Below are 21,539 nucleotides of genomic sequence, written 5' to 3'. Positions count from 1 at the left end.
CATGGATCATGCCCAGGGAATGTATTTGATGTATGTGGATTCGGACGATTATCTGTGCAATCCGGACATCTTGTCCATCATGTACCGGAAAGCGGAAGATACGGATGCCGATTATATGGAAATGGCATCGCAAAGAGTGATGGGCAGGCATATCCGGATCAAGCGACGGACAATCTCACCCGTTCAAGGATTGATCGCGCGTCCCGAACTCTTCGATACCTATTACATCAGTTTCTTCGGTGTAAATATTCTATCTGTTACAGCGTGGGGCAAACTATACCGAATGGAAACCGTAAGAAATGCCGGATTACGGCCTTCCGGTGTATTTATGGGCGAAGATTTGGCTTTTAACATTCAGCTATTTCCTCACTTGAGGCGTATTTATATACTCGATGTAGTAGGCTATGCCTACCGTTTCGGTGTAATGACCAACAGATACAATCCCCATCTCCTTCCCGACTTGAAGGTACTTTATCATTTGAAAAAGGAGCTGATTGAACGATACGGCTACACTCGGGCTGCCGACTTTATCCGTATTGAGTTGAAAAATGTATTTCGTTCGGATATATGCCAGCGTATCATTCATCGTACAGGCAGCAAAGAGGAAATTTGCAGACAAATTCGTGAGGAGCTATCGGATTCTGTTTATCAGAAACTTGGTGAAGTCACCGACCACCCGGATTTTTTGAAAGAACCCATTGTCGGGGCGATGTTGGCAAACGATGCCCCTGCAGTGTACGATATAGCACTCCGACAGGTAAGAAACGGACGTGCCACCCGCCTGATCAAGCGGTGGGTGTCCGGGCTTTTATAAGGAATCCTTAAATAACGATTCATATACTTGCAGATAGCCTTTTACCATACGCTCAATGCCATACAGCCCGGCGCGTTCCCGGCAACGGGCGGCAACCTCCCGCGCCGATGTCTCGTCCTCACATAATTTCTCGATTTGTTCGGCAAGGCAACGATCGTCTTCATGCGGGAAAACAATTGCCGCACCCGAGGCTATCTCATGCAGCCCGTCCACATCGGTAGCCACGAAAGGCGCTCCCGATGCCATAGCTTCGATGGCAAAGAGAGGAAGCCCCTCGTAGTGTGATGACATCACGACTACCTCTGCCGTTTTCAATAACGACGGCACATCACTCCGTAGCCCTAAGAAAGTCGTTCTATCGTCTACTCCCGTCTGCTTTGCCAACTCCTTGCAGGCAGTGAGACATTCCCCCTCGCCTGCCAGCAGTAGTTGATAATCCGCGGGTAGCCACCGCATGGCACGTATCAGGGTGGGCTGGTCTTTCTGTTTACGGAACGCCGCTGCCATCAGCACCAAGTGTTTGCCGGCATACCGTTCGTCCAGCTCGCTGTTGGGGAGGGCATGGGCAAACCGTTCGGTGTCTACACCGTTGGGCACGGTGCAGATGCGATCCGCTGGGAAATTGTTGCTAAGCGAGGTGCGGAGTGTCTCTTCGGCTTTGGTGCTGACGCAGATAATACAGCTATAGTGGTGATACATCCATTGGTCGACGGGGCGGTACCAACGCCATGTCCGTCGGCGGTTGGTGGTGTTGTGTTCGGTGGTCACGAACTTTGCGGTGGGGCAACAGTCGCTTGCCAAAGCGAGTAGGAGTTGGCAGGGCGTGTTGTGCGCATGAAGCACCTCGAAAGCGTTTGCTTTGAGATAGCGCCTCAACCGAAGCAAGAGTAAGGGGTTGTGCATGGCACTTTCGCCGTTGCCCAACGAATGGATGGGAATACCCATTTGCTCTATCTGCTCGTAGATAGGCGTATGTGTGCCGTCCATCAACAACAGCTTCACGGCATTTCCGGCATCGCGTAATCGAGGCAGCAGGTCACTCATCAGTTGTTCCGCTCCGCCTGTACGCAGAGACGTGATAAAATGCAATATTTTCATTTCTTACTCCAAGTTACTTTCCTGCCACTTCATGGAACAGCTTATCCCACCTTGCCATAATCACATCCTTTCCGAATAGTTTTGCTTTTTCCATGGCCGCTTTACCCATTTGCGCACGTTCTTCGTCGGTTTTCTCCATCATGCGGCAGATGGCGGCAGCCAACCCGCTCACCTGTTCCTCTCGCGGCAGATTCTCGAATGGAACCAGTATGCCGTTCATTTCGTGGTCTATCATCTCGGCAGGTCCGGTGGGGCAATCGAACGCCACGCAAGGCATGCCGCAGGTTATGGCTTCGAGCAACACTAATGGGAAACCTTCGGAGCGAGAACTTAGGATAAACATGCTGTGGACTGCATATTCGCGTGCTATCTCCTTGGTGGGCTGATGTAGCAAAACCGCATCGGCCAGTTCATTGGTTTCGATTTGTTGCATCAGTCGGTTCTTCTCCGAACCTTCTCCATAGATATCGAGCTGCCAGTCGGGGTGTTGTTGCTTTACGATACGCCAAGCATCTATCAGCAGGTCGAATCCTTTCTGATCGGTCAATCGCCCGGCAGCCATGGCACGTTTTGCTCCCACGTTGCATGGAGCGATTGGTTTAATATTGGTAAAGTTGGGTATCACCTCTACCCGGCGTGCTTTGTCCCAGTGGGATACCTCGTGGTGGGTCAATGTGATCAATGCCTTACAGCGGCGTGTCGCATATTCCAAAGGTCCCCAATTCAAGACGTGTCGCCATCGAAGCTTTTTCTTAGGAAAGTACATGTGTGACTCGATGATGGAATAAGTGCGGAAATATACGCCCGGACGTCCCACCTGTGTGGGTACGATTGTGATATCCGGCTTAATACCCCGCAATACGGTCCGAACCCGATGTAAGCATCGGTAGTACCATCGAAGGATGGCATAAATATACATAAAGGGCTTTTCACGGGGTAAAGCGGGGAATTCAAACTTTTCGAGTCCCAAATTGATTTGTTTGACGAGTGGGGAACAAGGATAGGCGTTACCCACCCCCTCTTTCTGGCAGAGGCAGATAATGGTGACCTCATGACCATATTCCTCGGCAAGAGCATTTGCTTTATCCGCTATGATCCGCTCCACACCTCCGAACAGATTCAATTGATTTATGATATACACAATTTTCATGCGACAGTCCTTCATTTATTGTTTTCTATTATTGTTTTCTTTCCTCTTTCCATCCGCCACACGCGATAGCGTATATATGCCCAAAGTGCCATACCGAGAGGTGCCATGCAGAGGGTTGTCAGCTTTCGGGGTGAGTTCCTGAGCCAATCGCCGTCGCGTGCGATGAGGCATTCCGCCACATAGTGGATCGCGGCGCGAAGCCTGTAGGCGAACGTGCTCCGTTTCAGACTCATGGCTTGCAAGCGGAGTTTGGCAAAGCTGCGCGGGCTGTCTGTATACTGGCGGAAGATGGCGCGCGACATGTTGTCGCCCACCCCGTAGTCCACCATGCAGAGATTTTCGTTAAGTACCAGCAAGGGATACTCATCGCATACTTGCAGCAACATGTAGATGGGGTTGAAGAACCTTTCGCCTTCAAATCCCGTTTGCGGCGCCACGCGGCGCATCAGTTCCGTGCGCATCACCTGTTTGGTGTCACCATAGTGGATGTCGTGCGTGTAAAGGTCGAGCAGGTAACATTCCTTCAATCCATCGGGAAACCCGCCCCCTATGGGGCGGTCGGTTTCGGCATAGTGATCCAAACCGATGATGCCTGCATAGCGGTCGCTGCCCCGCTTGCGCCACGTGTCCAATATCAGCTCCACGGCACGGGGAGGCATGTAGTCATCGCTGTCCACACAGACACAGAGCGGCGTGCGGATATTGGCGTAGGCGGTGTTGTATCCGGTATGGAGTCCGCCGTTTTCCTTATGGATATAATGTATCGTCAGCCGGTCTTCGTTGGCAAGGCGGGCGATGAGCGTACGCGTGTCGTCGGTAGACCCGTCGTCTATCACCATCCATTCGAAGTCCTTGCAGGTCTGGCTGCACAGGCTGCGATAGGTACGTTCCAAGGTATGTGCCCGGTTGTAAGTAGGGGTAAAAACGGTCAGTGTCTTCATCAGGACCAAACGAAAAATTGCATGAATAGGGTAAAGCCGCAATAAGCCAGCAGAATCTGTCCGGTCTTGCGGTCCTGGTCTTCCCATACGGGAAGGTTGATAAGCGGGTAGGCTATGACGATGGGGTAGAGAAACCACGACAGATAGGCGAAGCGGTTGCTGAACGAACTGCGGATTACCATCACCCAAAAGGCATTGCACAGGCAATAGACCACGGCGATGACGTTATACCACGAGTCCGATGCCGCTTTCCTGACACAGACATACCACACCATCAGCACCGGCATGGCGCTATAAAGCAGGAAATCCCAGCGGAAGCCGGTTCGCGAGAACTGTTCCATGTCGTTGGTGTCATCGGTATAGCTCGTCATGCGGTCGTCGAACCCCAAGGAGGCGAAAAATCCGGTAATGCTCTCTCCCGCCACCAATGACACGCCGATGGACGCTATCCATACATAGACGGCATGTTTGGGATTCCTTAACAGATACATGCCTGCCAGGGTGGCGGCTATGGGCAAAGCCACGCTGCGGTGGATTCCGAAAGCCAATAGGGATAGTGCGGCGGCAGCCGCATATTTGTCGGCAAAGAGAAGACCCATTGCCAGCAGCACGATGTGGCACGCCAGACCGTTGCGCAGTCCGTTGGTGCCGAAACTGAAGAACATGAGCGAGGCGCAGACAAACAGCATGCCCAACCCCGGATTCCCCGGCATGAACCGTTTCACCGCCCACAGCACAGAGAGGATGTATCCCGCCTCCACCAACGTGAAGAACACATGGATGCTCAGTCCGCTGTTTTTGCAACTCGCCATGAACAGTTGCCAAATCCATTCACCCTTCCAGTCCATCGGTACATCGGTAACGCCCATAAGCCTGTATTCCCGGGCGTAGTTTACCGTGTCGCCGAATGCCGGACTGACGGGGCGCATGCCGATCCAAAGCACCAATACAACGCTTATGGCGAGCGGTAGCATGAAATCGTGCCACCGCTCTTGCAGGGCGTAACCCGCCGATGCGAGGTAACGCCCACCGATGCCGATGGCAAAGAGCATGACACCCGCGAGGAAAAGAGGTTGGTAGAGTGTAGCGTCCATGTGCAGTGTGTGTCAGATGCGTATGAATCGTTTGAGCCATGTCAGGCTGCCCACCCCGAACAGGCGGTGCACCCGGCGGGTGACCCATCGGCGTACCGGTCCGTAATGAGGCACCCATGTCTTGGCGTACCAATGGACGCTCCGGGTATTCGGGGTGATGATCAGCCGTCCCGTGGCATCGTCCAAGGGGTTAAAATAGTCGTTGGGATAAATGTGGAGTCCCGCTACCTGTTGATAACGGTTCTCCGCCACCCAGCCATGAGGGCGCAGGCAGTCGGTGGTATGGCTGACTACCGTACCGGGCAAGGGCACACCTGCGGCATCGGTAAAGACAAGGGTCGCATAGTGTTCCAGCACTTCCCGGAAAAACGGATGATAGGGCTCAGCTGCCAATCCCAATCCGGGATTTACTCCTACAAGGTGAGCAGACTGTTCTATACCCATAAAGACTCCCTGTGCAATGAGATCATCCAAGGGACGTATCACCTCCACATCGGTGTCGAAATACAATCCCCCCTCCCGATACAGTATCCAAAAGCGGGCATAATCGCTCACAAAGGCATACTTGCCCAAGGTGTAGGCTTGGGCGGTATAGGGAACCACATTCACATCGAAATTGTTTTCGTTCCACTCCCTAATCTCGTAATCGGGCAGGTATTTCCGCCACGAAGCGATACACTTCCGGGCGGAACGCGGTAACGGATTGTGTCCGAACCAGCAATAATGAATGGTCTTGGGAATCATAGTCATGTAATGTATGCCTCTTCTTTTTTCCGTTCGATTTGCCGATAGGTTCCCGTCAGGAGGATTTTCTTCCCCTAATCCGACAATAACCTGCGTAAAGCCACTGACCGGAATCGGTGCTTATAAACATCGTTATCAGGGTTTTAAAAGAAAGTTTGCTCCAATCCTCACGAAACATGGTTCGGATTTTCTGTCTCATATCGGCTATTTCTGACTTGTAGAGCTGTTGTACCGCGCTATCTCTGAGCGCGCGTTTATAGTGCAGATAGCCATGAAGTAGCATGATGTTCGCAAACTCTTTTTGTTCTTTGGCGGAAAGAATTTGCTTCCACTTCCCGTAATCCCACTTTTTATAAGTCATCAGAATGCTGTGATATCGGGATTTAACGGTCATCGTGTGCGAGGCACTGTCACTCCGTTGCCAATAATAATATAAAATCTCGGGAGTATAGACCACACTGCGGCAATTTTCAAACCATAACAGCGAGGTGAAATAATCTTCGTGCATATATCCTTCGGGGAAAGGAACAGCCTCTACAATCTTCTTGCGATAAATCCTTGCGCATGGAATCCAAGTGGTCTTCTGCAAGAGTCCCAGCCGTAGCATCTCCATACCCGTGTAAACCTCCTTTTTCGACTGTCGGAATATGCTCTGTTCCACTTCCCTACCATCCTCATACACCAACGAAAAAGAACAGAATGCCATGTCGGCATCGGTGCATTGCTTCAGCCGATCCATCAAGATTTCGCACATCGTGGGAACGAGGTAATCGTCACTATCCACAAAAGTGATGTACGAAGCAGTAGATTGTTGTACACCCGCGTTTCGAGCCGTAGACACATCTCCTATCTCCAAATGCACCACCCGCACGCGGGAATCGCGTCGGGCATACGCGTCGCATAGTTCGGGTGTGCGGTCGATCGATCCGTTTTCCACGAGAATGATTTCAAGCTCATGATAGGTTTGACCAAGCACAGAGTCCATACATCTTTCTAGGTATGCCTCTACGTTGTGTGCCGGAATGATGACACTGATACGTTCTTTTTCCATTTTAGTTTATTCCTTTTTGCCAACCGCTAAAATTGTCTATTCCTCAAACGGTGGTAATACCGGCGAAGCAGGCATCCTGCAGTTGTATGCTTAAACAACTCAAACATGCTCCGGGGAGAAAGCTTACACCACTCCTCATGAAGCATCTCCTGAGTTTTCCGTTTCATGTCGGCTATTTCCGCTTTGCAAGGATGCTGAGAAGATGAGGTATCGACCACTTTCTTATAAAAAAAGTGGTTTTGAGTGATGATACGGTTGACAAACTGCCTGTAATCATCGCGATTTAACATCTGTCTTTGCTTTGCAAACTCCCATGCCATGAAGCCTATAAGGAAATGCTGATACATATGCCTGATACTATATGTGTGAGTGATACTGTCACTACGTTGCCAATAATAATATAATGGCTCGGGAGTATAAACCACTTTACGGCACTTCTCGGACAAGAACAGTAAGGTGATATAATCTTCGTAGAAAAAACCTTCGGGGAACTGTACTCCTTCAAAAATCGTCTTACGGAAAATACCAGGCCATAGTGTACAAAAAGTTTTATCCAAAAGCAACATTCGCACTTGTTCACAGCCGGAATAAGTATATAAATCTTTATGTCGAACTATTTGTTGTTCCTTTTTCCGCCCGTCCTCATACGTAGAGAAGTAAGAACAGTACGCCATATCGGCATCAGTGCAGCGGGTCAGTTTATCCATCAAAACTTCACACAAGCGTATATCGAGGTAATCGTCACTGTCCACAAAGCAGATGTAGGGAGCGGTGGAAAGGCGCACGCCCACGTTGCGTGCCGTAGACACATCTCCTATCTCCAAATGCACCACCCGTACACGGGAATCGCGCCGGGCATACGTGTCGCATAGTTCGGGTGTGCGGTCGGTCGAGCCGTTCTCCACGAGAATGATTTCAAGCTCATTATAGGTTTGACCAAGTACAGAGTCCATACATCTTTCGAGGTACGCCTCTACGTTGTGTGCCGGAATGATGACACTGATACGTTCTTTTTCCATTTTATTTTTTCGTATTCACATGATGCGTTCGGGAACACCCGTATCACATCGAAGCTAAGGATATGTCGGTGGGTGGTGGAGCATGGTGCATACAGGTCATCCGATTAGTGCAATCACTTTGTTCACTTCGGTTTCATTGCCGTAGTCGTGTGAGACGAGATGGCTGATGATGGATTGACGCAAGGTCTCATTGGTCAATGCGCGTGACATGCCTTCCGCACACGACTCCGCGGGCAGAGGTACAACAACCCCGTCCACCCCATGGGTCACTTGTGAGGCGGCTGTGGGATATGCGGTAATGATGACGGGGCGACCCAGCATTTGAGCCTCGCGCACCACCACCGATTTTCCCTCGTAACGCGAAGGTTGCACATACCAGTCGCATGCCTTTATATACGGATAGGGATTGACACGTTTGCCAAGCAGCACGACACGCCCCTCCATGCCTTCGGCGGATATGGCGCGGCGGATATAGAGGTCGCTTCCCCCGTAGCCTATGATATACCACTTGATATCCTGTCCTTTTTCGATGAGCAGACGGCAAAGCAAGGGTATCTCCTCCAGCTTTTTGGGGAAGGAATAGCGTCCTATGGTGAGCAGAATCGTTTCATTGTCTTTCCGCGCCATGTCCGCGGGGAGTGGCTCTTCATCCGCCCGTTTTCGGACGAATGCGGGCGAAAGGATATTTTCTATCTCGATGACCTTGTCCGCCAGTGTAGGGAATTCGCGAAGAAAAGTCTTGGTAACCTCTACCGAGACGCTCGCGATATAATCGTATCCGTTCCACACCGGCAGTTCTAACCCGCCATCCACATCGATGCGGGTATAGTCGGTGTGAATCCATGCCACCCGCTTGCGTGCCGACACTTTCCGCAACACCAGATCGTGCGGAGTGAGGAAAGAGATGGCGAGGTCGTACGTGCCTAACCCGCGGAGTGAGGGCAGTGTGGGGGTGACGTATCGACCGATGTAGCCGAAGATGGCGCTGCCATCGGTCGGGCGCTTCCTTTTTATGTAGCGGTGGAAGTGCCATTTGGCACGCAACCGTGCCCATACCAACCGCAGGAAACCGTGTCTCAAAGCCTCTGTCAGGGGGCGCTCGATGAAAGCGTATACGGGAATCTCAGGCAACAGGTTTACCCACGGGGGGATGAAACGCATCAGTTCGCCCCGATGGGCATGCAGGAAGAGATCCACCTCCACCCGTGCCGGGTCGAGTGCCTTCAACAGCCCGATGAGGCTGGTCTCGGCACCGCCTATCTCGAGGTAGTGCATGCTGATGAATATGCGCGGCTTCATGGGTTTCCTTGGTTATATATCATTCAGTGTATTCGATCAGGCGATACAATTTTTCAATCTCTTCCGTATTGCCTTTCTTCTCTTTTTGAAGGTTATCCACCAACGAAGCATACAGTTGCTTATCTTTTAATAAACGCTCGATAGCATCAGCGACCGCGACCGGCGTTTGCGATACTACCAACCCGTTTTTCCCGGGGCGCATCTGGTTATATACCGCATCGAATTCCGTTGTCACCACCGGTTTATTCAATATTCGGGCTTCGGCTATGGCAAGCCCGAACCCTTCGTGGCGGGAAGTTTGCACATACAGTGTGCACGCGTCGATATAGGGATAAGGATTGGGCGTTGTTCCTAACAGGACGAAAGAATCTTCCAACCGGTTTTCCCGGATAAACGTCTCCATCTCTTTTCGGTAAGGTCCTTCTCCCAAGGCATACCATTTGAACGGGACACCTCTGTCTCTCAATATTCGGCACGCTTCCAAAGCGATGTCATACCCTTTCTGAGCGGAGTTAAGACGCGCGATTGTAAGCAGAGACGGAATGTCTTGCGAGAAGGGAAAAGGAGGCTTCTCGGATGCCATATTCCGGATGGTCTTTGCATCGAGCATGTCCCATATCACTGTCATTTTATCGGAGGATTTCGGGAAGACTTCTTGAAATATGGACAAAGCGGAAGTTGATACTGCCACAATGTGATCCATTTGCTGATAGAACGGCTCTTGAAAGAGCGCGTTCTTTCCTTCTAATTTATAGCCGACATTTACCCACGCCATTTTTCTACGCGCTTTCACCTTTTCCGCCACATAGAAAGTCGGTAATCCCTGCGAGTAGGCTATAGCCGCATCATATTCGACAAGATTCCCGGGAAGACAGGGAGATACATGTTTCCAAAAGATGCGTGCCTTGTCAGCATGTGTGGTGCGGTGCAACCGCATCAGAATGGAGTATGCCGACCTCGCCCGAAGTTTCCTGAAATCAGCGGAGGCAATCTGTTCCCAAACGCTCTTCTCTGCAAAGTCGGTATAGTTGAAAGCCGGCAACAGATGTACCTCGGGAGGCAGGTAACGCTGAAATGCTCCGCCATAGGAGAACAATTGCAGATCCACCTCATACCTTGAATAATCCAGTACGGAAAGCAATGTGATGAGGCTTTTTTCAGCGCCGGCGCTATTCAACGACTCAATGACAAATAAAAGTCTCTTCTTGCTCATACTGTTTCATTTTCCAATTTGTCCAATTTCTCCCGAAGCATGGTCGAGGATGTCCCTTGGGTATACGGGAAGTACACTATCTCCACACCTGCCCGACGGAACTTCTCTTCCAGTGCGGCAAACAGGGGAGAACCTTTCCAATCATCGCCGACAAACATCTTGTCGAACTTCAAGGTTTCCCAAGCTCTGAATTTATCCCTGTCCTCCTGCGCGACGACCTCGTCCACATAGCGGATGGCTTGTATGATCCGCTTCCTTTCTTCAAAAGGAATCACCGGTTTCTTATGTTTGTAGGAAAGACACAGCTCATCCGTGCTGACTCCCACGATAAGATAATCGCATTGCTCCTTGGCGCGGCGCAAGATATTCAAATGTCCCACATGAAACATATCGAATATGCCTGTGGTGTATCCCACTGTTTTTTTCTTTTTCTCTTCCATTTTATATGACCGTATTATTTTCCGGTTGACTGTGATATGAGATTTGCGACATTCGCTGCGGCACAACCGGTCTCATACGAGCCTATCCGTTCGAGGAACTCCGATACCTTATCCGTGTAGGCTTCGCTCCGGAATGTGGCTACTTCCTCTATCAGTCCGGTATGGCTTTTGGCAATAGGGAAAGGCAATTCGTCCATTTCAAAATATAACTTCCGATCCTTTGACAGATATTCCGTCAAATCGGGTACGTACAAAAAACAAGGACGCTTCATGATGACAAAATCGAACATCAGGCTGGAATAATCGGTGATGAGCGCGTCGGACACCCAAAGCAGTTCCTGTACATCGTCATAGGTGGTCGCATCGATGACCGCTGTGCCGTCGATGCCCAATTGCCGCGACATATTACTCAGATGAGGGTGCAAGCGGACAGCCACACGCCATCTGCCTCCGAACCTCCCTTCCAAGGCACGGATCAGCTCTTCGTATTTCAGGTCATAACATTCCAGTGAGTTTCCTTTACGGAACGTAGGTGCATAAAGTATCAGCCGTTCATTGTCCGAAACGCCTATCCGTTCCCGTATTTTATCTTTCAGTCCGTTATCCTGTTCAAACAACAGGTCGTTGCGCGGAGTTCCCGTAGGGGCTATCTCGCCGTCGTACCAAAAGCTGCATCGGAAAATGGCGGTGCTGTAGCGGCATCCCGATAGTAGCAGGTCGATGTTCTTGGAATCTTTTTGAGCCATATCCACATAATGTGCGGGCAAGGTGTCGGCTGCATCCCGTTCTATCATCTTGAGCCGTAATGAACTGTGCCAAGTCTGAATGTAGAGCTGCTCTTTCCGTTTCCTGAACAAGGCTGTCATCCGGTAATTGGTGACGATGACTTTGCTGGTACACAACTCGTAGAAATAGCGTAACGACAGATAGCGCACTTTCCGTATGCCTTCTATATCATATTGTCCGGGGTTGACAAAAGCCCACACCACATCCCAATTCTTGGCTTGACGCACGAGGTATCGGCTCAGGTATTTGGGGTTGCATCCGTACTGTGCCCCATAATAGCTCATAAACAAGATCTTATTCGTGAGGATGGGGCAGAGCAAGTTAAAGAAACGGATGACAGCGAGGTAAATGAATTCTTTCATCGGATAGGGATTTTCTGAAAAGGAGAGATGCGGAAACGATTCCGGACACGTTTCAGAAACAGATATGGAGAAAGCCACGGCGAATGGTGTCCGACCAGCCGGTAAGTCAATGAGTGCCTCAGTGCTTTCTTGAAATCATCGCCATACACGTCATTGGCGTACGTCCAATAGTCGAGATAGCATTTCCTTACCGCGTCTTCCGGATGCGATAGGGAAGAACGGTAAAAGGAATAGGTGATGTGCCAGTATTTCGCCATCAGTTCATCTAAAAAAACGGGATAATGTGCTATGATAAATGCTATTCTCTCTTCGTAGCCTTTCAGCAAATCGGCATTGCGCAAAGAAAATGCGGATGAAATGCCGGTGCTCCGCTGACGATAATAATACAAAGGTTCGGGAATAATACCGTATCTCACGCTTTTGTCTATGATGAGATGCTGCCAGAAAGCGTCTTCAAAACAGACTCCTTCCTTGAACGGAAACTGCTTGACAATCTCTGCCCGATATAGTTTCCCCCATGCGAAATTCTTGATCTCCTCGTTCCTGACGAGCAGTTTCATAGCCTCTTCTCTTGTCAGCAAGATGGGTGCGGGCTTTATTTTTTTTAGACGGGTGTCGTAGAGCAGGTGGGTGTCGTAGGCATAATAGAATCCTCCCTGAACAACCTCACAGCGGTACTTCTCGGCAAAATCATAAAGCTGTTGCAGTGCATCCTCAGAAGTCCAGTCATCTCCATCCAAGAAATAAATATACCGTCCGGAGGCCGCCTCGACACCTTTATTGCGTGCCGCGCTCAGTCCTCCATTGGGCGTGTCGATGAGGATGGTATCGGGATACCGCTGTTTATATCGCTTGCAGATGGCAAGAGAGTCGTCGGTAGAGCCATCGTTCACCAAAATAATTTCCATGGTGGCGGCATCGTATCCGTGATAAACGCTGTTCAGGCACTCATTCAGATACGATGCTACGTTGTATATGGGAATGATGATGGAAATACGCTTCTGCATACCGGTACGTGAAAAATAAATAGAACGACGTGCACTTGCATCATCGTTAGTAGGCTCAATCCGTGTATATAGGGTATCGGACCTTCTCATCGCAATCCGGAATCGGTTCTGTCTATCCGTTCCAGTCCCATGAATCCTTGCTCTTTCAGTAGCACGGGCTTTCCCATGCCTTCCTGATATCCGTCGGAATGGATCTCGGCACAGGCGGGGGCCTTCATCAGCCATTCCAACATGGGGTAATGCAGGTGGATATCAGCAACCAAGTCGCCGCTGCAAAGGAATTTGGGTAGTTCGATGGTGCGTTCGATGACAAACCTGCCTTTTCCAAATTTTTGTCCGCTACCTTTACAGTCTCCCTCCGCAAACGATGCCATGGGTACCTCGTCGCGGGTTTTCAGAATCAGCATCGCCTCGGCCCACATCTCCTCTTCGGTCTCGCCCTCGATGCGCAGGGTTATCTCGCGTTGCCCGCTGGCAATGTGTACGGACGCGCTTTCGCTGCCGTTCAGCGAAATCTGATGGATGCGGATACCCGGCTTGACAAAGGTGATTTGCTCTTTCATCGTTTTCTCGCTCTGCACCCTGTTGCTTGCCAAATAATGTTCGATGGCGGCCGCGGTCTTTCCGATAAAATCGACCCGCCCGTTGCTCAACACCACACCGTGCGTGCACAGGCTGTTGACCGCCGCCATGTTATGGCTGACAAACAGTACCGTGCGTCCGCTGCCTTGCGATACGTCGTGCATCTTGCCGAGGGCTTTCTTCTGGAACTCCGCGTCGCCCACCGCCAACACCTCGTCCACCACCAGGATTTCCGGTTCGAGGAAGGCTGCCACCGAGAATCCCAGGCGGACAATCATGCCGCTGGAATAACGTTTTACGGGTGTGTCGATGTAACGCTCCACACCGGCGAAGTCGACTATCTCGTCCAGTTTGCGGCCGATCTCGTCGTGCGTCATGCCCATGATGGAGCCGTTCATGTAGATATTCTCCCGTCCCGTGAGCTCGGGATGAAAGCCCGTGCCCACTTCGAGCAGCGAGGCGATGCGTCCCCTGGCACGGATGACGCCCGATGTGGGAGCCGTGACGCGCGACAGGATTTTGAGCAGGGTGGATTTGCCCGCTCCGTTCTTGCCGATGATGCCCACCACATCGCCTTGACGCACATCGAAGCTGATGTCTTTCAACGCCCATACGTAGTCGGATGAGCCTTTCTTGCTTCGGTCGTTCGACTCTCCGATGCGCAGGTAAGGGTCTTCCTTGCCTAAGACGGTGGTTTTCCACCAGCGGTTGAGGTCGTGGCTCAGTGTGCCCGTGCCTACCAATCCCAAGCGGTAGAGCTTGCCCACGCGGTCGAACTGAATGGCTGTATTGTCCATAATCGTTGTTTCTTTTTCTTTCAAATGGTATCCATGAAGTTGCGCTCTGCCTTGCTGAACACCACCACGGCGATGAACACCGAAGCGAGCGTGAACACCGTGCTGTAGGCCAATCCGCCCCAATCGAACGAGCCGGTTCCCAAAGCGCCGTATTTAAACGCCTCGAATACCGGGGTCAGCGGGTTGAAGGAGATGAGCGCGCGGTATTTCTCGGGGGCGGCGCTCAGCGGGTAGATGACCGGCGTGGCGTACATGAAGAGCTGCACCCCGAAGGAGATCAAAAAGTTGAGGTCCCGGTATTTCGTGGTAAGCGTAGAGACAATGAGTCCCCACGACATCGCCGACAGGGCGATGAGCAGCACCAGGTAGGGAAACAGCAGCAGCTCGGCGCGCGGGTGCAACGCCGCTCCCCGGAAGCAGAAGTAGAGGTAGAGCGCGATAAACAGCAACAGCTGGATGCCGAGCTTCAGCAGGTTGGAGGTGGCGCCGGACAACGGTACGACCAGGCGGGGAAAGTAGACCTTGCCGAACACATGGGCGTTCTTCGTGAACACCTCCGCCGACTCGTTGAACACCGAGTTGAAATAATTCCACAGCATGATGCCCGCCATGTAGAACAAGGGCTGGGGCATGCCGTCGGTCGAGATGCCCGCCAGTCCGCCAAACACGAACATGTAGATCACCGTGGTGAGCATGGGCTGTACCAAGAACCATAAAGGCCCGAGAATGGTCTGCTTGTAGAATACGGCAATGTCTCGTTTGACGTACATGCGGTAGAGGTCGCGATACCGCCACACCCCGCGCAGGTCGATGTCGTACCAACGCCGGCGAGGCTTTATCTCGATGGTCCAACCGGCGTGCGCTGTCTTTTCACTTTTTGTTTCCTGTTCCATATCCTCCATATTGGTATCCGTAGCGATAGCCGTATTTGTGATAGCCGTAACGGCCGAATGATTCTGTTCCGTTGAGCAAAACGGAGAGATTCTTGTATCTCTTCTCCTCATACCAGCGGTCTATTTCGGGCAGGAATACCCGCTCCATCTTATGCGCGCGGACAATGAAGAGCGTCAGGTCCACATACCGGCTGATGATGGCGGCATCGGCGACGATTTCCGCCGGCGGACAGTCGATGAACACATAGTCGTACTCGGCGCGTGCCCGGCGCATCAGCTCCTCGAAACGGGGCGCGAAAAGCAACTCGGTGGGGTTGGGCGGAAGAGTGCCGCAAGGCAGCATGTCGACCTGTCCCAACGGGCGGATAAGGGTGTGATAGTCGGGCTCCTGACCGCTCAGGTAATTGGATACGCCCCGGTGCTTGCCCTCGAGATAACGCGAGAGCGACCCCTTGCGCAGGTCGAGGTCGATCATCAGCACCCGTTTCCCCTTGATGGCAAGGGCCGCCGAGAGGTTGGCGGTGGTAAAAGTCTTTCCGCTTCCCGGGTGCATGGAGGTCGTCATCACCACCTTGTGGCTGCTGTCGAATCCGAGAATGAACTCCAGGTTGGTGCGCACCACCCGGAAAGCCTCGTTCATCGCGTTGCGGTTCTCCTCCATGACGAGCACCCGGGGCGATGAGCCGGCACCTTTACGGCGTGTTTTCTTATCGGAGTCGTCCAGCGGTATCTCGCCGACGAAAGGAGTGCGCATCTGCTCCAGGTCCTTGCGCCCCCGCACGGTGGTAGTCATCCATTCGCGCAGGAAGAGAAGACCGCCGGGCACCGCCAGCCCCAGCATGAACGCAATGGCCAGGATGTTGCGGCTCACCGGCTCGGTGGGAGCCATGCTGCCGTGGGGGGCTTCCAGCAACTGGCTGTTGTAGGCGGTGAAGGTCTGCGACAGCTCGTTCTCCTCCCGCTTTTGCAGCAGATAGAGGTAAAGCGACTCCTTGACCTTCTGCTGGCGTTCCACCGAAAGCAGGTACTTCGCCTGTCCCGGGTTGGAAGCGATCTTGGCGACAGCCTGACTGCGATTCGCCTGCACACTTCGCTGCTTGGCTTGCAGCATCGCCTGCTCGTTGTCGAGCGACTGCACGATGGAGACCCGGAGCGTGTTGAGGTGCTGCGTGAGGTCGATGACCAAGGGATTCTGCGAAGAGGAGTTGGCGAGGTGATTGTTCCGTTGCAGCATGATGCTGTTGTACTCGTTGATCTGTCCGGCGATGTTGGCGCTGTTGATGCCCGAGTTGGAGGGCAGCAGTTGGTTGTCGTGTTGCCCGTTGGTGAGGTAGTCGCGCACGTATCGGATGGCATAGATCTGGTTGCTCAGTTCGTGCGACTGCTGCTCGGCGGAATTCATTTGCGCCACAGCCATGCTTCCCATCTGCTCCACATTGGGCATCAGGTGCTCCGCCTTATAGTCGGATATGTCCTGTTCCACGCCGCTGAGTTCCTGCTCGATGACTCCCAACCGCTCGCGGATGAACTCGTTGGTGCTGACCATGCGTTGGTTGCGGTCCTTCACCCAGTTCTCGTTGTACACCGCCACCAGCATGTTGAGCACGTCTTCGGCACGGGCAATGGATAAGTCCTTGTATGCGATGTCGATGATGGTGGAGTTCTTGTCGCGCAGCGATACCGACAATCGTCCGCCCATTCCGCCCGCCACGCTCGAGGCGGGTATCCGGCCGACTTCGAGTTCGTCCGTCTCGCCCTGTTTATAGTAAGGTGAGGGAGCCACGGTCAGTTTGCCGAGAGGCGTTTGCGCGGTACTCCCCAGCTTCATCGTCAACGCTCCCTCCACGCGGTTCCCGTTGCGTTTCATGTCGCGCACCGCCACCGTGCTGTCGGCATTCAGCGTGAGCTTCAAGGCGGCGGTTTCCTTGTCGCCCAAGTCGTGGAAGCTCACGGTCACGGGCAGGTCGGTCCCATACGCCACCAGTTTGTGGAAAGAACCGTCGTGCGCGTAATCCACATCTAAATGGAGGCGTTTCACAATCTCCAGCAGCAGTTGGCTGCTTTTGAGTGCCAGTATTTCGTTGGTGATGTTCACGGGAGTCTGTCCCATGCCCAGTTCGTTCATCATCTCTTCGGACACGCTCTGCTTGTTGCCCGTTTTCAGCAGCATCGAGAGGGTGCGGGTGTATACGGCGGGCGTGCTTTTGATGTAATAGACCGCCGCTCCGAGGGTGATGAGCAGGGAGAGCGCGAACCATTTCCAATTGCCCAGGCAGAGGTAAATGACATCCTTTATCTGCACGCCCATCGATGCGGCGGCGGAAGGACGGGCGGCTCCGCCCTCTCTGTTGTTCCGGATATTTCTTTCCATGTCGGATGCGGATTATTTGGTAATGAACAAAATGACGGAGGTGAGCATAGAGAAGATGGAGAACCAGAAAGCCGGCGTGCGTGCGCTGTTGGCGTTCAGCTTCGACTGGTTGGCGCGTACTTCGGTGGGCTCCACATAAATCATGTCATTCTGCTTGAGGTAATAGACGGGCGAAGCGTAAATGTTCGATGCCTGTCTGAGGTCGACCCGGTAGGGTATCTGTTGGTCGTTTTCGGTGCGCAGCACAAGCACATTGTCGCGTTTGCCGTTGATGGACAGGTCGCCCGCCTCCGCCAATGCCTCGAGCAGGGTGACACGGTCGCGGTCTATCAGGTGGCGTCCCGGTTTGTTGACCTCGCCCAACACATAGAAGCTCAGGTTGCTGAACTCTACCGTCACTACGGGGTCGCGCACCAGCTTGCCGGAGACCAGCCTGTACTTGATGAGGTTCGCCAGATCCATCCGGCTCAGCCCCTCGGCGCTGATGAGCCCCAATATGGGCATGTCTATCTTGCCCTCCTTGTCGATGGTGTAATAGGAGGCGTTGTTCGTGCCGCCGAGGTTCTGTGCGCCACCGTTGAGGTTGAACATCTGGGCCAACTCGTTGTCGCGGCTGTGCACCACGATGCGCAGCTTGTCGCCGGGTTGCAGGGTGATGGGTTTGTTCTCTTGCAGCGCCACCATGACATCGGGTTGGATGTCCTGCATGTAGACGATGTTGTGCGAAGCGCCGCAAGCCGACAATAAGAATACAAGTATGCCCATGGCCGCTGTTTGCAGGATGGACGAACATGAATATCGTTTCATAATTAAACGGATTGAAAAAGGATTGATTGTGGTTGAGTATATTCTTGTTCCGGGAAAAGGACACCCTGTCACCGACCGGCAACAGGCGGCAGTAATTCGATGTAGTCAGGACATACCTCTGCAGCGACGAAAAAAAATCCCGGCAGCTCAACGAGCAGGTATTTCTTTTTCGAGCCGCGCACGCTGAGCAGATGTCCTTCGTAGCCATCCAACGGACTGCCCACGATACGAACCTTGCGACGCAACATATCAGGAGTAACCTCTTGGGGAAGATAATAACGAGGCGATTCCGCCTCGCCTACGGCACGGATAAAACGATCCATCTCGACACCGGGCACCATCATCGGTATCTTGTATCCTCCCTTGAGATAGCGGTACTGGATGGTACGGTTCTTATCGACAATGGCATCAATCTCTTCGCGGGTACCGCATACAAAAAGCAAGTCGGGGATAAAAGGCGCCTGCTCACGTATCATTTTTCCGCCCACGTTACGCAAACAGCATTTCATCGGAGTGAATACTTCCACTTGTTTTTCGCGAAACAGCCGGTAAGCCGGAAGCGCGGCATTCGGACGTTTGAGATCGCGCATCACATACCAATGTCTTTGTTTGTCCTCAACCGGAGAGGCAGAAGAGAGGAGGCCGTCGGGGGCGACCGCTGTTTCGGTGGCTATGGAAATCATTTGTTTGATTTGTGTAATAAAATTAATCCTGCATTTGAACTCTAAATTAAGAATATCAAGCAGTTATACTATGTAACCTACTAAGTTTGAAGAGTCATGGCGCCACTGTCCGTACGTTGTTCGACCTTCGTCTTTGTTGTATAAAAAGCCCCGTCGGATCAAGTCGGTTCGGGACGTGTGAAATACGGGTCAGCAGTGTCGTGCCTCCTCAGATGAAGTTTTGTTTTGTATATGTAAACAGATAATCAAAATCGGGGCAAAGATAGATGTTTTTTGTGAAGTTTCAAAATCTAAGTGCAAAAAGTAACTGAAATAGATTGCTCAATCACGGCATTCTCATTTAAATCTTGCAGAATGTCCTAATATGAAAGAGAATTGCCGATGATGAAATCAGGAAAGACCCCATTCCCGATTTTGGACAAGAATCGGAAACGGGGTCTTATGTCGTTGCACGAATGCGCTTCGAAGTACGGTTTATTTATCGCTCTTCAGCATGTAGTGAATGCGGATCTTGGTACAACGGTTCAACTTGGCATCCAGACCGCGTGTACTTCTGTCTTCTACCGGGCTGATGCCGTTGTCCATCCTATTTACAAGGTATATCTGCGAAGCGACCTCGTTGAGCTGCTTCTTACCCTTGAGCCAGGAAATCACGGTGTTTGCACGGTTTTGCGACAATGCCGAGTTACGTTGGATACCCACTTGATCGGCATTTGCGCCCGTATAGTTGTCCTGACTGGTTGCTAAGCCCTCTGCCTGTATCATGGTGATGTATCCGTTTTCCAAAATATCTTTGATGCGTTCCACGGTGGCTGCATCGGTAAATTGTGCAATATATCCTTCGTTTGAGTTCATGGCTGCATACACATCGGCGAAACTCACCAATTCGTCCTTTTCATCTACACTCATGTGACGGCGGATAATGTCGAGTCCGTTGTGTGCATTCAATCCGAAGCTGGCAGTTTCCATGTAGTTATCGCTGCTCAACAACTGCTGACGCTGAGTTGCATTATCGATGCGGTACTGCCATGCATGCAACCCGTCGAAGATAGGTGCATAGTAGAACCCTGCTTTCTGCCGAAATGCCTTCATGTCATCGGTGTTCAGACTGAGAGACAGGGGTCGGTCTTTCAACATCTCGTAACCGCGTGGCACATAGTTAATGTCGAAGTTCTTGTCGGCGTTTTCGGTCGGCAGGTCTGCTATTGACAAGCCCTCGAGTGCCAGCCCCTTATTCATGCGGGTATCTACTGCTTTGTCATCGACATACTTCTTTTGCGTGAATATACCGCCCGCCAGATAGTCGATAGCATTGACTGTTGCTGTGGCATTTTGCGGTGCGTCATCGCGTCCGGAGTAGTTGTTGGGATAGAACACATAGAACGTCATGGTTCCGTAGTCTACCATCTTCTCGCGTTCGCGTACCACGAGAATCTTGCGTTCGCGGTAGTCGCGTTGGTAGAGTTGTGTGCGTCCATGTGCCCATCCGTTGGAGCGTGCCTTGTCCAAATACAGCGTGAATCCTACGTGGATACCGGCATTCAAGTCCCATTTGTGTGCGGCATAATTGTTTTGCCCGTATTCAAGGTCGAAGTTGGTCTGATAGAACAGTCCGCGTGCTTTAATGTCGAGCGACACCCGTTTCTTTTTGTTGAAGAACCGGCTGTACTGAAGCTCCAAGTGTCCACTCCATTCGTTGTCCGAACCATGACTATGTTCATACCCCAAGTGGTGCACACCACCGATACCGGCATTCAGCATGAATTGGTTCATGCGTTTGGGACTGTAGTATCCCTCATAGCCGAGGAAGAGCCGTGAAAGGTTCAGGATGGCACTGGCACTGATGTCCCACCATCCGGTTTTCATCTTGCGATATTCTCCTTTCGACCCATTGAGAATGTCGCCATATCCGTAGTATCCACCCTTTGTATAGGCAGTGTAACCTTTGGATTGAGAACGGATGAACTCCATTTTCAGACCTATACCCGGTGTGAACCACTTACCCATACCAACGCTCCATTCGGGCGAAAGCGTCCCGTTGAATTTGCCCCAATTAGAGTAATCGCCGCGGAAAGTATGCAGACCTCCTGTGGCAAAGAAGAACCAGTTCTTGCCGAACTTGTTTGTCACTACCCGCACGGGGTCGAGAATTGAATCTCTTCGGACTTGTGTCTCCAACGGTGCCACATAGTCGGCGGTATCACGGAGTACTTCGCGATAGTCTTTATACCGATTGTAGAACTCGTCTTTCTTCTCTTGGGATTGGACAGGTAAAGCGTATATCGCCAATATCCCGAGTAAAAGCACCCAAGTTTTGTGTACAAAAGTAATTTGTTTCATTGTTGATACAATTTGTAAAAATTGATTATTAAGTATATTTCGATGATG

Annotated in this window: 19 protein-coding genes; 1 reads left to right on the top strand and 18 read right to left on the bottom strand. The window is 51.8% G+C overall.

The window, feature by feature from the left end:
• The first annotated feature begins 1 nt into the window (after position 1).
• Complete coding sequence (locus AB9N12_RS08650; RefSeq protein WP_369892904.1) at positions 2 to 814, top strand: hypothetical protein; 813 nt, start codon at positions 2 to 4, stop codon at positions 812 to 814.
• On the opposite strand, the gene AB9N12_RS08645 is transcribed toward AB9N12_RS08650, so the two are convergent.
• From AB9N12_RS08645 to AB9N12_RS08560, 18 genes are all read right to left on the bottom strand, one after another.
• Positions 809 to 1,912, bottom strand: a complete 1,104-nt coding sequence (locus AB9N12_RS08645; RefSeq protein ID WP_369891433.1) for a glycosyltransferase — start codon at positions 1,910 to 1,912, stop codon at positions 809 to 811. The two genes, AB9N12_RS08650 and AB9N12_RS08645, sit on opposite strands and share 6 nt — an antisense overlap.
• Positions 1,913 to 1,925: 13 nt before the next feature.
• Positions 1,926 to 3,062, bottom strand: a complete 1,137-nt coding sequence (locus AB9N12_RS08640) for a glycosyltransferase family 4 protein (RefSeq protein ID WP_369891432.1) — start codon at positions 3,060 to 3,062, stop codon at positions 1,926 to 1,928.
• An 11-nt stretch (positions 3,063 to 3,073) separates the two neighbouring features.
• Positions 3,074 to 4,003: a glycosyltransferase family 2 protein gene (locus AB9N12_RS08635; RefSeq protein WP_369891430.1), complete on the bottom strand. Its 930-nt coding sequence runs from the start codon at positions 4,001 to 4,003 to the stop codon at positions 3,074 to 3,076.
• Positions 4,003 to 5,097, bottom strand: a complete 1,095-nt coding sequence (locus AB9N12_RS08630; RefSeq protein WP_369891429.1) for an EpsG family protein — start codon at positions 5,095 to 5,097, stop codon at positions 4,003 to 4,005. The genes AB9N12_RS08635 and AB9N12_RS08630 overlap by 1 nt, the downstream gene beginning before the upstream one ends.
• A 12-nt stretch (positions 5,098 to 5,109) precedes the next feature.
• Positions 5,110 to 5,847, bottom strand: a complete 738-nt coding sequence (locus AB9N12_RS08625) for a glycosyltransferase family 32 protein (RefSeq protein ID WP_369891427.1) — start codon at positions 5,845 to 5,847, stop codon at positions 5,110 to 5,112.
• A 49-nt stretch (positions 5,848 to 5,896) separates the two neighbouring features.
• The gene (locus AB9N12_RS08620) at positions 5,897 to 6,892 is read right to left on the bottom strand and encodes a glycosyltransferase family 2 protein (RefSeq protein ID WP_369891425.1); all 996 of its coding nucleotides are present in this window, start codon (positions 6,890 to 6,892) and stop codon (positions 5,897 to 5,899) included.
• Positions 6,893 to 6,918: 26 nt separating this feature from the next.
• The gene (locus AB9N12_RS08615) at positions 6,919 to 7,911 is read right to left on the bottom strand and encodes a glycosyltransferase family 2 protein (protein ID WP_369891423.1); all 993 of its coding nucleotides are present in this window, start codon (positions 7,909 to 7,911) and stop codon (positions 6,919 to 6,921) included.
• A 96-nt stretch (positions 7,912 to 8,007) separates the two neighbouring features.
• Positions 8,008 to 9,210 (bottom strand): glycosyltransferase, encoded by a 1,203-nt coding sequence (locus AB9N12_RS08610; RefSeq protein ID WP_369891421.1) that lies wholly within the window; start codon positions 9,208 to 9,210, stop codon positions 8,008 to 8,010.
• Between the two features lie 19 nt (positions 9,211 to 9,229).
• Positions 9,230 to 10,423 carry a glycosyltransferase gene (locus AB9N12_RS08605; RefSeq protein ID WP_369891419.1) on the bottom strand — a complete coding sequence of 398 codons (1,194 nt, stop codon included), beginning with the start codon at positions 10,421 to 10,423 and terminating at the stop codon, positions 9,230 to 9,232.
• Complete coding sequence (locus AB9N12_RS08600) at positions 10,420 to 10,863, bottom strand: adenylyltransferase/cytidyltransferase family protein (RefSeq protein WP_369891418.1); 444 nt, start codon at positions 10,861 to 10,863, stop codon at positions 10,420 to 10,422. Before AB9N12_RS08600 ends, AB9N12_RS08605 begins: the two co-directional genes overlap by 4 nt.
• Positions 10,864 to 10,877: 14 nt before the next feature.
• Entirely contained in the window at positions 10,878 to 12,011 is a 1,134-nt protein-coding gene (locus AB9N12_RS08595) for a CDP-glycerol glycerophosphotransferase family protein (protein WP_369891416.1), read from the bottom strand.
• Positions 12,008 to 13,108, bottom strand: coding sequence for a glycosyltransferase family 2 protein (locus tag AB9N12_RS08590; protein ID WP_369891415.1), 1,101 nt, complete (start codon positions 13,106 to 13,108; stop codon positions 12,008 to 12,010). Before AB9N12_RS08590 ends, AB9N12_RS08595 begins: the two co-directional genes overlap by 4 nt.
• Entirely contained in the window at positions 13,105 to 14,397 is a 1,293-nt protein-coding gene (locus tag AB9N12_RS08585) for an ABC transporter ATP-binding protein (protein WP_369891413.1), read from the bottom strand. Before AB9N12_RS08585 ends, AB9N12_RS08590 begins: the two co-directional genes overlap by 4 nt.
• Positions 14,398 to 14,417: 20 nt before the next feature.
• Positions 14,418 to 15,290 carry an ABC transporter permease gene (locus tag AB9N12_RS08580; RefSeq protein ID WP_369891411.1) on the bottom strand — a complete coding sequence of 291 codons (873 nt, stop codon included), beginning with the start codon at positions 15,288 to 15,290 and terminating at the stop codon, positions 14,418 to 14,420.
• Complete coding sequence (locus tag AB9N12_RS08575) at positions 15,268 to 17,661, bottom strand: GumC family protein (protein ID WP_369891410.1); 2,394 nt, start codon at positions 17,659 to 17,661, stop codon at positions 15,268 to 15,270. Before AB9N12_RS08575 ends, AB9N12_RS08580 begins: the two co-directional genes overlap by 23 nt.
• 12 nt (positions 17,662 to 17,673) lie before the next feature.
• Positions 17,674 to 18,426, bottom strand: a complete 753-nt coding sequence (locus AB9N12_RS08570; protein WP_369891409.1) for a polysaccharide biosynthesis/export family protein — start codon at positions 18,424 to 18,426, stop codon at positions 17,674 to 17,676.
• A gap of 110 nt (positions 18,427 to 18,536) precedes the next feature.
• Entirely contained in the window at positions 18,537 to 19,058 is a 522-nt protein-coding gene (locus AB9N12_RS08565) for a UpxY family transcription antiterminator (protein ID WP_369892846.1), read from the bottom strand.
• Between the two features lie 567 nt (positions 19,059 to 19,625).
• Positions 19,626 to 21,491: a hypothetical protein gene (locus AB9N12_RS08560; RefSeq protein ID WP_369891407.1), complete on the bottom strand. Its 1,866-nt coding sequence runs from the start codon at positions 21,489 to 21,491 to the stop codon at positions 19,626 to 19,628.
• Between the last annotated feature and the right edge of the window lie 48 nt (positions 21,492 to 21,539).

This window comes from Bacteroides sp. AN502(2024) (genome assembly GCF_041227145.1).
Taxonomy (GTDB): domain Bacteria; phylum Bacteroidota; class Bacteroidia; order Bacteroidales; family Bacteroidaceae; genus Bacteroides.
This window is presented reverse-complemented; position numbering and strand designations above follow the sequence as displayed.

What these genes read in the sequence shown, in the direction of transcription:
- AB9N12_RS08650 (WP_369892904.1), top strand. Translation starts at nt 2, where the DNA reads ATGGATCATGCCCAGGGAATGTATTTGATGTATGTGGATTCGGACGAT.
- AB9N12_RS08645 (WP_369891433.1), bottom strand. Translation starts at nt 1,912, where the DNA reads ATGAAAATATTGCATTTTATCACGTCTCTGCGTACAGGCGGAGCGGAA.
- AB9N12_RS08640 (WP_369891432.1), bottom strand. Translation starts at nt 3,062, where the DNA reads ATGAAAATTGTGTATATCATAAATCAATTGAATCTGTTCGGAGGTGTG.
- AB9N12_RS08635 (WP_369891430.1), bottom strand. Translation starts at nt 4,003, where the DNA reads ATGAAGACACTGACCGTTTTTACCCCTACTTACAACCGGGCACATACC.
- AB9N12_RS08630 (WP_369891429.1), bottom strand. Translation starts at nt 5,097, where the DNA reads ATGGACGCTACACTCTACCAACCTCTTTTCCTCGCGGGTGTCATGCTC.
- AB9N12_RS08625 (WP_369891427.1), bottom strand. Translation starts at nt 5,847, where the DNA reads ATGACTATGATTCCCAAGACCATTCATTATTGCTGGTTCGGACACAAT.
- AB9N12_RS08620 (WP_369891425.1), bottom strand. Translation starts at nt 6,892, where the DNA reads ATGGAAAAAGAACGTATCAGTGTCATCATTCCGGCACACAACGTAGAG.
- AB9N12_RS08615 (WP_369891423.1), bottom strand. Translation starts at nt 7,911, where the DNA reads ATGGAAAAAGAACGTATCAGTGTCATCATTCCGGCACACAACGTAGAG.
- AB9N12_RS08610 (WP_369891421.1), bottom strand. Translation starts at nt 9,210, where the DNA reads ATGAAGCCGCGCATATTCATCAGCATGCACTACCTCGAGATAGGCGGT.
- AB9N12_RS08605 (WP_369891419.1), bottom strand. Translation starts at nt 10,423, where the DNA reads ATGAGCAAGAAGAGACTTTTATTTGTCATTGAGTCGTTGAATAGCGCC.
- AB9N12_RS08600 (WP_369891418.1), bottom strand. Translation starts at nt 10,863, where the DNA reads ATGGAAGAGAAAAAGAAAAAAACAGTGGGATACACCACAGGCATATTC.
- AB9N12_RS08595 (WP_369891416.1), bottom strand. Translation starts at nt 12,011, where the DNA reads ATGAAAGAATTCATTTACCTCGCTGTCATCCGTTTCTTTAACTTGCTC.
- AB9N12_RS08590 (WP_369891415.1), bottom strand. Translation starts at nt 13,108, where the DNA reads ATGAGAAGGTCCGATACCCTATATACACGGATTGAGCCTACTAACGAT.
- AB9N12_RS08585 (WP_369891413.1), bottom strand. Translation starts at nt 14,397, where the DNA reads ATGGACAATACAGCCATTCAGTTCGACCGCGTGGGCAAGCTCTACCGC.
- AB9N12_RS08580 (WP_369891411.1), bottom strand. Translation starts at nt 15,290, where the DNA reads ATGGAACAGGAAACAAAAAGTGAAAAGACAGCGCACGCCGGTTGGACC.
- AB9N12_RS08575 (WP_369891410.1), bottom strand. Translation starts at nt 17,661, where the DNA reads ATGGAAAGAAATATCCGGAACAACAGAGAGGGCGGAGCCGCCCGTCCT.
- AB9N12_RS08570 (WP_369891409.1), bottom strand. Translation starts at nt 18,426, where the DNA reads ATGGGCATACTTGTATTCTTATTGTCGGCTTGCGGCGCTTCGCACAAC.
- AB9N12_RS08565 (WP_369892846.1), bottom strand. Translation starts at nt 19,058, where the DNA reads ATGCGCGATCTCAAACGTCCGAATGCCGCGCTTCCGGCTTACCGGCTG.
- AB9N12_RS08560 (WP_369891407.1), bottom strand. Translation starts at nt 21,491, where the DNA reads ATGAAACAAATTACTTTTGTACACAAAACTTGGGTGCTTTTACTCGGG.